The organism is Nocardia sp. NRRL WC-3656, from assembly GCF_000720265.1.
In the GTDB taxonomy this organism is placed as follows: Bacteria; Actinomycetota; Actinomycetes; order Mycobacteriales; family Mycobacteriaceae; genus Nocardia; species Nocardia nova.
Map to the genome: position 1 here is coordinate 1 of NZ_JOJF01000054.1, position 12,007 is coordinate 12,007.

A 12,007-nucleotide genomic window follows, 5' to 3' on the forward strand; every position below is an offset into this window, starting at 1 on the left:
CGACCACAAGACCTACCAGCCCGCCCCCGCAACCTGACCCCATCAGCAAACCCGGAAATCACCAGTAGGACTTGACAACCTCATTGAGATTCCTCCTGTCCCAGTGACAGGGCCGCGCGGCGGGTCGCCTCCGCGGCGGTGCGCCGGCCCAGGTCGTAGTCGACACATCCGACCAGCAACGCCACCCAACCGGCGAGGACCAGCACCTCGCGATGCTGAGCCAGGGTCAGCCGCCCGTCCAGCAGGGAGGTGATGCGCCGCAGCCACGCGGTGCCCTCGGTGTGCAGTTCGTGCGGGTCGGCGAAGGGATATTCGCAGCACAGCCGCTCGGCGGTGATGCGAATGGCATCCAGTGTGGCCGAAGAGATGTCGGACATCCGTAGCCGGCCGATGAACTCGAGCGTGTCCATTCCCGTTGACGACAAGAGTTCGTCGTCCCGATTCGGGCGCGCCTTGGGGAAAAACGCCGCGGTGACGGTGTCGAACGCCGCCGCGATGATCGGCGCGTAGAAATCGTCCGGGCGCGACTCGCCCGATTCCCAACGGCGCCAATTGCGTAGGAGGGTACTGTCTGTCGGCAAGTTGTGGGATGACTTCGCGCGCATCGCACGGACGGCATCCGCTTGGGACCACCCCCGGGCGTCGCGTTCGGAGCGCATCCTGACAGCCCAGACGGGTCGATCGTCACTCACGGCCACGTCTGTAGTATCCCACCAGTTAACGCGAGTTGGACCCAATAGGGCACGCGGTTGTCCGTCATTGACATCTGCAATTGCATTTGCCGATGACGGATGCTCGATTCGGGCGGTTTTCCCGTCCGCAGAAGGTGATCCACTAGCAGGTGATCCACAACAGAACAGCGAGTCCCTTACACATCCAAACGGAGGTTCGGGTGGAAGCGTTGATCTATGGATACGTGCGTGACGATTTGGCCGACGGTCACGCCGCTGAGCTGGAGGATGCGATGTGCACCCTGGCCAGCGAAGTCGGCCTCTGCTTCGCCGCGACGTTCCATGAATCGACCCAGGGTGACGGCACCGCGTTCGCCGAACTCACGGCCGAGCTCAAGCGGGCCGAGGCACACCATGTGGTGGTTCCGTCGCTCGATCATCTTGCGGGCCAGACCATTCCGCGCGACATGCTGATCGCGAAACTGGCTCACGACGCGGAGGCCCAGGTGCTGACCATCGAGACCTGACCGCGCGCGGCTGTCGCCGGACACGCGTCCGCGGTACCCGCCCGCCGGCCGAGTGTCCGGCGCCGCCACCGGCTACAAGCCGAATCCGCCCTTGCCGCCGCCTCGCCGGCGCAGATACTTCTCGAATTCCGCGGCGATCGCATCGCCATCGATCTTGGCCATCGCGTCGTCGAGGTCGACCGCGGCGTCGCCGCGCTCCTCCAGCGACCGCACGTATTCGGTGACCTCCTCGTCACCCTCGGTCATCTCGTCGACCGCGGACTCCCAGTCCTCGGCCTGCGCGGGCAACTCGCCCAGCGGCACCTCGATATCGAGCACGTCCTCGACCCGGCGCAACAGCGCGATGGTCGCCTTCGGATTCGGCGGCTGGGAGACGTAGTGGGGAACCGCCGCCCAGAACGAGATGGCCGGCACGCCCGCTCGCACACACGCGTCCTGCAACACGCCGGTGATGCCGGTCGGCCCCTCGTAGCGAGTTTGTTCCAGGCTGAACTGTTCGGCCGCTTCCTTGCTGTAGGCGGTGCCGGTGACCGGGACCGGCCGGGTGTGCGGCGTGTCCGCGAGCAGTGCTCCCAGAATCACCACCGTCGTGACCTGCAGTTGCTCGATCAGTTCGATGATGTCGGAGCAGAACGCTCGCCAGCGCATATTCGGCTCGATGCCGTGCAGCAACACGATGTCGCGCTCTATACCGGGAGGTGAGCACACCGACAGGGTGGTCGAGGGCCACTGGATCTCGCGGGTCACGCCGTCGACCTGGCGCACGGTCGGCCGATTGACCTGGTAATCGTAGTAGTCTTCGGAATCCAGTTCGGCCAGCGGTTCGGCGTCCCAGATCAGTTCCAGATGTTCGACGGCGCCGCTGGCGGCGTCGGCCGCGTCGTTCCAGCCTTCGAAGGCGGCGACGAGAACCGGATCACGCAACGTCGGCATTGCCGGATCGGATGAGGCACTGGGGTTCACCCGGTCAGCCTACGGCGTGGCGGCGGTGTCGTTCACCGCAAATTGCGGGATACCGCGTGTCGGGAGCGATGTGGCACGGGCCGCCCGGTCCGGTGGTCAGGATTGTCGGGGCCGCCCACTACTCTGGGGTACATGTCTGTGTCCTCCCGCGCCGAGTTCGATACCACGTTGCTCGACACGCTTGCCCGGCGTGTCGTGATCGGCGACGGTGCGATGGGCACGATGTTGCAGGCCGCGGATCTGACGCTCGACGACTTCCGTGGCCTCGAAGGATGCAACGAGATCCTGAACGAGACCCGCCCCGACGTGCTGCGCGGCATTCACCGCGCCTATTACGAGGCCGGCGCCGACGCGGTCGAGACCAACACCTTCGGCTGCAACCTGCCCAACCTGGCCGACTACGACATCGCCGACCGGATCCGCGATCTGTCCGAACGCGGCACCCGGCTCGCCCGCGAGGTCGCCGACGAGATGGGCCCGTCCGCCGACGGCACGCCCCGCTACGTCCTGGGGTCGATGGGCCCCGGTACCAAACTGCCCACCCTGGGCCATGCCCCCTTCGTCGCGCTGCGCGACGCCTACGCCGAGGCCGCGCTCGGCATGCTCGAGGGGGGTGCGGATGCCATTCTGATCGAGACCTGCCAGGACCTGCTGCAGGTGAAGGCCGCTGTCACCGGTAGCCGCCGGGCCATGGAACGGGCCGGGCGGCGCATTCCGATCATCACGCACGTCACGGTCGAGACCACCGGAACCATGCTGGTCGGCAGTGAGATCGGTGCGGCGCTGACCGCGATCGAGCCGCTCGGCGTCGACATGATCGGTCTCAATTGCGCCACCGGCCCGGACGAGATGAGCGAACATCTGCGCCATCTGTCCAAGCACGCCCAGCTGCCGGTGTCGGTGATGCCGAATGCTGGCCTGCCGGTGCTGGGGGCCAACGGCGCCGAATATCCGCTCACCCCGGGCGAATTGGCGAGCGCGCTGCACGGCTTCGTCACCGAATTCGGCCTCGCGCTGGTGGGTGGCTGCTGCGGCACCACCCCGCAGCACATCCGCGAGGTCGCCGACGCGGTCGCGAATGTCGCTCCGGCCGAACGCAATCCGGCTCACGAGCCGAGCGTGTCCTCGATGTACACCTCGGTGCCGTTCGAACAGGACGCCTCGATCATGATGATCGGCGAGCGCACCAACGCCAACGGCTCCAAGGCATTCCGCGAGGCGATGCTGGCCGGCGACTGGCAGAAATGCCTCGACATCGCCAAGGACCAGACCCGCGACGGCGCGCACATGCTGGACCTGTGTGTCGACTACGTCGGCCGCGACGGCAGCGTCGATATGGCCGAGCTGGCGGGCCGGCTGGCCACCGCCTCGACGCTGCCGATCATGCTCGACTCCACCGAGCCGCCGGTGCTGCAGGCCGGCCTGGAACATCTGGGCGGGCGGTGCGCGGTCAACTCGGTGAACTACGAGGACGGCGCCGGGCCGGATTCGCGCTTCCAGCAGATCATGCGCCTGGTGGCCGAGCACGGCGCCGCCGTGGTGGCGCTGACCATCGACGAGGAGGGCCAGGCTCGCACGGCGGAGAAGAAGGTCGAGATCGCCGAGCGCCTGATCGCCGACATCACCGGCAATTGGGGGCTGGCCGAGAGCGACATCATTGTCGACTGCCTGACCTTCACCCTCGGCACCGGCCAGGAGGAGTCGCGGCGCGACGGCCTGGAGACCATCGAGGGCATCCGCGAACTCAAGCGCCGCCACCCGCAGGTGCAGACCACCCTCGGCCTGTCGAACATCTCCTTCGGCCTCAACCCGGCCGCGCGGCAGGTGCTGAACTCGGTGTTCATGCACGAATGTGTCGAGGCCGGACTGGATTCCGCGATCGTGCACGCCTCGAAGATCCTGCCGATGAGCCGGATCCCGGAGGATCAGCGCACCACGGCGCTGGATCTGATCTACGACCGCCGCCGCGAGGGCTACGACCCGCTGCAGACACTGATGGCGATGTTCGAGGGCGTGTCGGCCGCCTCGGCCAAGGCCTCCCGCGCCGACGAGCTGGCCGCGTTGCCGCTGTTCGAACGCCTGGAGCGGCGCATCGTCGACGGCGACCGCAAGGGGCTGGAACAGGATCTGGACGCGGCCATGCAGGAGGTGCCGCCGCTGCAGATCATCAACGAAACGCTGCTGTCGGGGATGAAGACCGTCGGTGAGCTGTTCGGCTCCGGTCAGATGCAGCTGCCGTTCGTGCTGCAGTCCGCCGAGGTGATGAAGGCCGCCGTGGCGCACCTGGAACCGCATATGGAGGCCACCGACGACTCCGGCAAGGGCCGCATCGTACTGGCCACGGTCAAGGGTGACGTGCACGACATCGGCAAGAACCTGGTCGACATCATCCTGTCGAACAACGGCTACGAGGTCGTCAATCTCGGTATCAAACAACCGATTTCGGCGATCCTGGACGCGGCGACCGACAAGAGGGCCGATGTGATCGGCATGTCCGGTCTGCTGGTCAAGTCGACGGTGGTGATGAAGGAGAACCTCGAGGAGATGAACACCCGCGGGGTCGCCGACCAGTTCCCGGTCCTGCTGGGCGGCGCCGCGCTGACCCGCGCCTACGTCGAGAACGATCTGACCGACGTCTACGCCGGCGATGTGCACTATGCCCGCGACGCGTTCGAGGGCCTGCGCCTGATGGACGACATCATGACCCGCAAGCGTGGCGGCGCGGTCGGTCCGGACAGTCCCGACGCCGAGGCCGAACGCGCCAAGGCCGCCGAACGCAAGGCCCGCCACGAGCGGTCCATGCGCATCGCGGCGGAACGGCGCGCCAAGGAGGTGCCCGTCGAGGTGCCCGAACGCTCGGACGTGGCCGCCGATCTGCCGGTGCCGGTGCCGCCGTTCTGGGGCACGCGGGTGATCAAAGGTCTTGCGGTGGGCGAATACTCGGGCCTGCTGGACGAGCGTGCGTTGTTCCTGGGGCAGTGGGGTCTGCGCGGGCAGCGTGGCGGCGAGGGGCCGAGCTATGAGGAACTGGTCGAATCCGACGGCCGCCCGCGGCTGCGGTACTGGCTGGACCGGTTGTCCACCGAGGGCGTGCTGCAGCACGCGGCAGTGGTCTACGGCTACTTCCCGGCCGTATCCGAGGGGGACGATGTGATCGTTCTCACCGAGCCGGATCCCGCTGCGCCGCAACGCTATCGGTTCACCTTCCCGCGTCAGCAGCGCGACCGGTTCCTGTGCATCGCCGACTTCGTGCGCTCGCGGAAGCTGGCCGTGGAGCGCGGACAGGTCGATGTGCTGCCGTTCCAACTGGTCACCATGGGGCAGCCGATCGCCGATTTCGCCAACGAGCTGTTCGCGGCGAACAACTATCGCGACTACCTCGAGGTGCACGGCATCGGCGTGCAGCTCACCGAGGCGCTGGCCGAGTACTGGCACCGCCGGATTCGCGAAGAGCTTGTGCTGGAAGGACATTCGGTCGCCGACGAGGACCCCGCCGAGGTGACGGATTACTTCAAACTCGGCTACCGTGGCGCACGCTACTCCTTCGGTTACGGGGCCTGCCCCGAACTCGAGGACCGCGCGAAACTGGTGTCGCTGCTCGAGGCAAACCGGATCGGCGTGTCGCTGTCGGAGGAGTTGCAGCTGCATCCGGAACAGTCCACCGATGCCTTCGTCCTGCTGCATCCGGAAGCAAAATACTTCAACGCGTAGGATTTTGGCGTTTCCGGGCGTCACGCAGAGTGGCAAGGCGGCTCGGCGTGTGAGCGCAGGAGGGGTTGGACACCATGAGTTCAGATCGGCTGATCGCCGGACGGTACCGACTGGCCGATCCCATCGGCAGTGGAGCCATGGGGGTCGTGTGGCGCGCCAGTGACGTCCGGCTGCGGCGCACCGTCGCGGTCAAACAGCTGTTGCTGGCGCCCGGGCTGACCAAGGCGCAGGCGCTCGAGGCGAAGATGCGCGCGATGCGGGAGGGACGCATCGCGGCGCGGTTGCACCATCAGAACGCGGTCACCGTCTTCGACGTGGCGGAGGAGGACGGCCAGCCCTGGCTGGTGATGGAATACGTCGACGCGCAGAGCCTCGCGGCGTTGATGCGCGACAAGGGACCGCTCGAGCCGCGCGAGGTGGCCCGGATCGGGGCGAAGGTCGCCGCGGCGCTGGCCGCCGCGCACGACGCCGGCATCGTGCACCGGGACGTGAAGCCCGCGAACATCCTGGTCGCCGACAACGGGACGGTGAAGATCACCGACTTCGGGATCTCGCGGGCCGTCGGCGACGTCACGGTCACCTCGACCGGCTTCCTGGCCGGCACTCCGGCGTACCTGTCGCCGGAGATCGCGCGCGGTGAGGATCCGGAGCCGGCGTCGGACGTGTTCGCGCTGGGGTCGACGCTGTATGCGGCCGTCGAGGGCGCGCCGCCGTTCGGTGAGGGCGACAATCCGCTGGCGGTGCTGCATTCGGTGGTCAGTGCCAAGGTGCCCGAGCCCAAGCGCGCCGAATCCCTGGGCCCGGTGCTGATGAGCCTGCTGGCCGCCGACGGCGCCGACCGGCCGACCATGCGGGAGGCGCAGCAGGCGCTCGAGGCCGTCGCCGACGGCCGATCGGCGGCGTTGGTCCCCGCGGCCACCAAGGTGCTGCCGCAACCGGGCGCCGACTCCGCCGCGACCACGGTGCTGTCGGCTCCCGAGAAGACGGCACCCGCGCCCACCCCCGCGGGTGCCGGATCTACGGCGAAAACGCCCGCGCCGCAACCGAAACCGGGCCCGCTGCGCGATCGGCGGATCTGGGCGGTCGCCGCTGCCGCCGTTCTCGTCGTCGCGGTGATCGTCGGTTTGGTGGCGACGTCCGGGTCCGACGACAACCACACCGCGGCGGCGGGGGACGGCACCACCTCGGCGCCGGGGCAACCCTCGGCGACCGCCTTCGCGCCGCCCGGCGCCGCGACCCCGGACGCGCCCGGTGGATCCTCGTCCAACGGTGCGGGGGGCAGCGCGTCGCTCGGCAGCCCGGTGCCCACCGGCCAGGTGCCGCCCGGCCCGGCGCCCGGCGCGAGTGCCACCCGGCCGGCCCCGCCCGGAACCAGCGCTCCCTACGGCCCGGCGCAGCCGGCCGATGTCGCGAGTTTCATCTCCGGCTACTACGGCATGCTGCCCGGTAACACCAGCGGCGCGTGGGCCGAGCTGGCGCCGTCGTACCAGTCCCAGACCGGCGGCTACGCGCAGTACTCGAATTTCTGGTCGACGGTGTCGTCGGTGCGGGTCGGCGGGGTGACTCAGAGCGGTCCCGGGCGGGCGGTCGCGACGCTCACCTATACCCTGAAGAACGGGACCGTCACCTCCGAGAGCCGCTGGTTCACGGTGGATACGGCCACCGGCCGGATGCTCATCACCGCGTCGGGAACCTGATGCGGAATCGGAAGGAGAGCTCCGGGTGACTGTGGCCGCCGTGCTGTGGGATATGGACGGCACCCTGCTGGATTCGGAGAAGCTCTGGGATATCGGCGTGCGCGAACTCGCCGAGGAGCTCGGCGGCCGGATGACCGACGCCATCCGGCACGCGTTGATCGGCGCCGACGCCCGCAACGCGCTGCGGATCCTGTTCGACGGCCTGGGCCTGGAGCTCGACCCGGCGGCGATGCTCGCGGCGGGCCATTGGCTGGAGCGCCGGGTCACCGAACTGATGGCCGGGCCCATCCCCTGGCGGCCCGGTGCCCAGGACGCACTGGCCACGCTGCGGACGGCGGGCCTGCCGGCCGCACTGGTGACCAACACCAAGCGGTCGATCACCGAGCTGTGCCTGGAAACGCTGGGCCGTCACATGTTCGACGTCTCGGTCTGCGGCGACGAGGTCGACAGCGGCAAACCCGCGCCCGATCCCTATCTGCGCGCCGCGCGGTTGCTCGGTGTCGCCTCGGAAGAGTGTGTGGCCGTGGAGGATTCGCCGACCGGCTCGGCCGCCGCACTGGCCGCCGGATGCCGGGTGCTGGTGGTGCCGTGTGAGATCGCGGTCCCGGCGCGTCCCGGACTCGAATTCCGCGAATCCCTGGTAGGCCTCACCATCGACGAGCTTGCCCTGGTTCACGCCGGCGCCCGCTGACCCGCGCCACCGAGTTCGCCGGTGCGGGCACGGCGCGGAGTCGGCGTGGCCTCGGTACGTGGTCGGCGCCGACGCGGCGCTCGGGCGGCACCAGCGGGGCGATTTCGGCGCGCGACCCGACGGCCAGCTTCCGCAGGACGGCGGCTATCTGGGCGTCCACCGTGCGCGCCGAACTACCCCGCCGGTCCGCAATGGCGCTGTTGGTCCACCCGGCCGCCGCCAGCGCGGCGACCTCCTGTTCGGCCCGGGTCAGCAGATCCCATTCCGGTGCGTGCGGTGCGACCGCGAACTCGTCCGGCACGGCGATGTCACAGGCGAGCCGGCTGATCTCCCGCAGTGCCGTGCACACCTCGGTTCCCTCGCGATACGCCGCGTCGAAGGTGGGCGGACCCACGAGCCGCCGGATTCCGTCCGCCGCGCGATCGGTCTCCGCCACGAAGGGCCGCAGTTGCGCGATGTCGACGCCGAGCCGGTGGCGCAGCGCCGCGGCGGCGCCGAGCAGTCGCGCGATCTCCACGGCCGTCGTGTGCGGTGCGGCCGCCGGCGGCGCGGCGAGAGTCAGCCGCGCCAGTGCCCACGCCCGCGCGTGGACCGACCACACCACACCCCAGGTATCGCGTGTCGCGACCTGGCGCGCCAGGGTGGCGGGCCCGGCCGCGGCGGCCCACCGCGCGTCGCCGTGCAAGGTCTCGGCGATGATCCGCGCGATCTCGGCCCACGACTTCGCCCAGTCCGCGCCCGAATCCGACACCGCCTCGAGGTGGCGGGCGGTCACGGCGAGGGCCTGCTCGGAGGTGCCGAGGAAGGCGGCGGCGAGTGCCTCGAACAGCGCGCTGATCGCCACATGCCCGTAATCCGCTGCCGCGGTGAACTTTTCGCGGACGCGCGCCAACAGCACCAGCGCGCGCACATCCTGGTCGACGAGCATCAGCCGGCATCCGAGGGTGAAGGCCACCGGCGCCGGGAGCGCAACGTCGGCGGTGGGATCGGCGGCCACTCGGGCCCGTGCCGTCGGGTCGGGCACCGCGGCCGTCACACAGCGATCGAGTAACTCCTCGGCCTCGTCGGGCAGGCCCTGGCACAGGCAGATCCAGGCGATCGTCGCCATCGCCCGGATCCGCAGCGGCTCGGGCGCGGAGGTGGCGGCGGCCAGCGTCTTCTCGGCGCGGCGCCGTGATTCGCGCAACGAACCCCGGAAGAAGGGGACGTGCAACGCGATCATTCCCAGCGCGATCTCCAGCCCGGCCACCGCATCGTCGGGCGAGTCCAGGCTGCGGTCGATGGCGACCAGCAGGTTGTCCCACGACGCCCGCGCCCACTGTGGCAATCGGCCGTCGCCGTCGTCGGTGCTCGTGATCCGGTCGCGGTAGTAGCGGCGGTGCCGGTCCGCGAGCCGCCGCGGCTCGCGCGGATCGCGTTCGGCCAGGCGCTCCCGGGCGAACAGCCGCAGACTCTCCAGCAGCGAATAGCGCACCTCGCGCGCGCTCACATGCACGGTGACCAGCGATTGGTCGGCCAGCCGTTCCAGCAGCCCCTCGATGTCTGCGGCGGCCGGCTCCGCCGCGGCGTCGGGTTGGGCGCACACGGCCACGATCGCCTCGAGGTCGGCCCCCACCTCGAGACTCGCATCGTCCTCGGCGTCGGCCGGATTGACGTCGTATCCGGGCGCGAAGACCGACATCCGCTCGAACAGCAGCCGTTCTCGCTCGTCGCACAGTTCGAACGACCACGCGATCACGTCGGTGATACCGCGATGCCGGGCGTCCGCGCCGATCACAGTGGCGGGCGGCCAGTGCAGACGGGTGTCGCCGGCGCGGCCGTCGAGATCGCGCAGAATCATGGCCGGTGGCCGCCGCCGCAACCGCGCCGCGGCGAGGCGGATGTGCAGCGGGTAGTGGTGCAGATGCCGGCAGATGGATGCCACCGTCTCGGCAGTGTCCGGGCTCAGCATGGTACCGGTCAGCGCCGCGCGCCGGTGGAACAACTCCACGGCTTGGCGCTGGGTCAACGGTGGGAGAGGTAGGAGCTGCTCGTCGATCCAGCCGATGGGGCGGCGGCTGGTGGCCAGGACCGTCAGGCCCGGCACCGTCTCGATCAGTTCGACGATCACCTCACCGGCGCCCTCGGTGACGTGCTCGCAATTGTCCATGACCAGCACCGGGGGCGCGGCGCCGGCATCGAGGGTTTCGATCAGCGCCGGCCACGGTGCCCGACCGGAGAAGTCGTGGTCGGCGACCGCGCGGACCACCTCGTCGGCGACTCCGGCCGCGTCGGTGCCCGCCGCCAGCCGGGCCAGGCGCACCCAGTGCACGCGCCGCTCGCCGGTCCGGGGCAACCGGTGCACGGCCTCGGTGACCAGGCGGGTCTTGCCCAGACCACCCGCACCGATCACCGTGATCAGCCGCGCGGGCCCGGAGAGCAGGGCCGCCAGCCGTTCCAGTTCCGGTTCGCGGCCGATGAATTCGTCGGAGGTGGGCGGCACGGTACCCACCCGCAGTGGCGCCATCTCGCGACCCTACCGTCCGTGCGCGGCGGCCGGACCGGCAGCGGCGCGTCGCGCGACGTTGTGGTGACGAATATCGCTGGCGCACATGGTTACTCGAGGGTTTGTGAGGTTTCCCAATGATATCCGGGAATCTGCTGTGTAATGGCGCCCGGCAGGTCACAATGATCTTCATGGCGGCGACAGGGGGTTGTGGCAACGTGGGTGCACCGAGCCGGCTGGACGGCGAAACAGCTGGGGCAGAAGGTAGTTCGGAACGGGTCGACGCGGCGGCGGCCGGTCCGGCCCTCGCTGCCGTCGTGGATACCGAGCGCTATCCGCTCGACGCGCCCGGCAGCGCGCGGTGGGACGAGGTGGTGCGCCGAGCGCGCGACGACCTCGCCGCCGACGGCTGCACCGTCCTGCCCGGATTCGTCCGCCCGGATCTGCTGGCCACGCTGCGCGACGAGGGCGCCGAACTCGCCCCGCACGCCTATTACACGGTCGAGAAGGTCAACGCGTACAACATTCCGCTCGACAGCGACCTGTCTCCCGACCATCCGGCCACGATCGTGCTCGAGCGTGGAAACGCCTTCGTTGCGCGGGATCTCATTCCTCCCACCGCGGTGATCCAGGTGCTCTACACGAGCGCGGCGTTCCAGCGATTGGTCGCCGAATGCTTCGGGTTGCCACAGCTGCACGAATACACCGATCCGCTGGCGGGATTGTGTCTCAACGTGGTTGCGCCCGGCATGTCGCATCCGTGGCATTTCGACACCAACGAATTCACGGTCTCGATGCTGACGCAGGAACCGGATGCGGGCGGTGTCTTCGAATACTGCCCGCGCATCCGGACGCCGGAAGCGGAGAATCTGGCCGAGGTGCGGGCCGTGCTCACCGGAGCGGGCGACTCCTTCATCCGGCGGCTCACGCTGCGCCCCGGCGATCTGCAACTGTTCCAAGGCCGTTTCTCCCTGCACCGGGTCTCTCCGGTGGAGGGCACCACCCAGCGCCACAGCGCGATCTTCGCCTACAGCGACCGCCCGGGCATCGTGGGCGCGGTCGAACGTACCCGGCAGCTGTTCGGGCGGGTTCTTCCGGACCATCTGGCCGCGGCGGGAAATGCCGTACGCGGTGACCGACTTCTCGACTGATCACCCGTTCGACTCAGGAGGAATCTCAATGAGGTTGTCAAGTCCTACTGGTGATTTCCGGGTTTGCTGATGGGGTCAGGTTGCGGGGGCGGGCTGGTAGGTCTTGTGGTC

Annotated in this window: 8 protein-coding genes; 5 read left to right on the forward strand and 3 right to left on the reverse strand. The window is 69.2% G+C overall.

The features are described from left to right. Window positions 1–80 precede the first annotated feature (80 nt). Window positions 81–581 carry a hypothetical protein gene (locus IG65_RS0133095; RefSeq protein ID WP_231509601.1) on the reverse strand — a complete coding sequence of 167 codons (501 nt, stop codon included), beginning with the start codon at window positions 579–581 and terminating at the stop codon, window positions 81–83. 311 nt (window positions 582–892) lie between these two features. On the opposite strand from IG65_RS0133095, the gene IG65_RS0133100 reads away from it, so the two are divergent. Then, on the forward strand, window positions 893–1,198 hold the full coding sequence (locus tag IG65_RS0133100; protein ID WP_030518877.1) for a hypothetical protein: 306 nt from the start codon (window positions 893–895) through the stop codon (window positions 1,196–1,198). Window positions 1,199–1,270: 72 nt separating this feature from the next. Here IG65_RS0133100 and IG65_RS0133105 read toward each other — a convergent pair whose 3' ends face one another. Beyond that, window positions 1,271–2,131, reverse strand: a complete 861-nt coding sequence (locus IG65_RS0133105; RefSeq protein WP_231509603.1) for a PAC2 family protein — start codon at window positions 2,129–2,131, stop codon at window positions 1,271–1,273. A gap of 162 nt (window positions 2,132–2,293) precedes the next feature. Between IG65_RS0133105 and metH the strand changes: the two genes are divergently transcribed. From metH to IG65_RS0133120, 3 genes are all read left to right on the forward strand, one after another. Beyond that, window positions 2,294–5,872, forward strand: coding sequence for a methionine synthase (gene metH / locus IG65_RS0133110; RefSeq protein ID WP_030518879.1), 3,579 nt, complete (start codon window positions 2,294–2,296; stop codon window positions 5,870–5,872). Window positions 5,873–5,946: 74 nt separating this feature from the next. Then, window positions 5,947–7,569 carry a serine/threonine-protein kinase gene (locus IG65_RS0133115; RefSeq protein ID WP_030518880.1) on the forward strand — a complete coding sequence of 541 codons (1,623 nt, stop codon included), beginning with the start codon at window positions 5,947–5,949 and terminating at the stop codon, window positions 7,567–7,569. Between the two features lie 25 nt (window positions 7,570–7,594). Continuing rightward, entirely contained in the window at window positions 7,595–8,260 is a 666-nt protein-coding gene (locus IG65_RS0133120; RefSeq protein WP_030518881.1) for an HAD family phosphatase, read from the forward strand. Here the strand turns inward: IG65_RS0133120 and IG65_RS0133125 are convergent. After that, window positions 8,217–10,766, reverse strand: coding sequence for an AAA family ATPase (locus IG65_RS0133125; protein ID WP_030518882.1), 2,550 nt, complete (start codon window positions 10,764–10,766; stop codon window positions 8,217–8,219). The two genes, IG65_RS0133120 and IG65_RS0133125, sit on opposite strands and share 44 nt — an antisense overlap. Before the next feature lie 170 nt (window positions 10,767–10,936). On the opposite strand from IG65_RS0133125, the gene IG65_RS0133130 reads away from it, so the two are divergent. Then, the gene (locus IG65_RS0133130) at window positions 10,937–11,896 is read left to right on the forward strand and encodes an arpA protein (protein ID WP_231509602.1); all 960 of its coding nucleotides are present in this window, start codon (window positions 10,937–10,939) and stop codon (window positions 11,894–11,896) included. The last annotated feature ends 111 nt before the right edge of the window (window positions 11,897–12,007 follow it).

Excerpts from the sequence above, each read along its gene's own strand:
- IG65_RS0133105 (WP_231509603.1), bottom strand. The coding sequence starts at position 2,131 with ATGCCGACGTTGCGTGATCCGGTTCTCGTCGCCGCCTTCGAAGGCTGG.
- metH (WP_030518879.1), top strand. The coding sequence starts at position 2,294 with ATGTCTGTGTCCTCCCGCGCCGAGTTCGATACCACGTTGCTCGACACG.
- IG65_RS0133115 (WP_030518880.1), top strand. The coding sequence starts at position 5,947 with ATGAGTTCAGATCGGCTGATCGCCGGACGGTACCGACTGGCCGATCCC.
- IG65_RS0133125 (WP_030518882.1), bottom strand. The coding sequence starts at position 10,766 with ATGGCGCCACTGCGGGTGGGTACCGTGCCGCCCACCTCCGACGAATTC.
- IG65_RS0133130 (WP_231509602.1), top strand. The coding sequence starts at position 10,937 with ATGGCGGCGACAGGGGGTTGTGGCAACGTGGGTGCACCGAGCCGGCTG.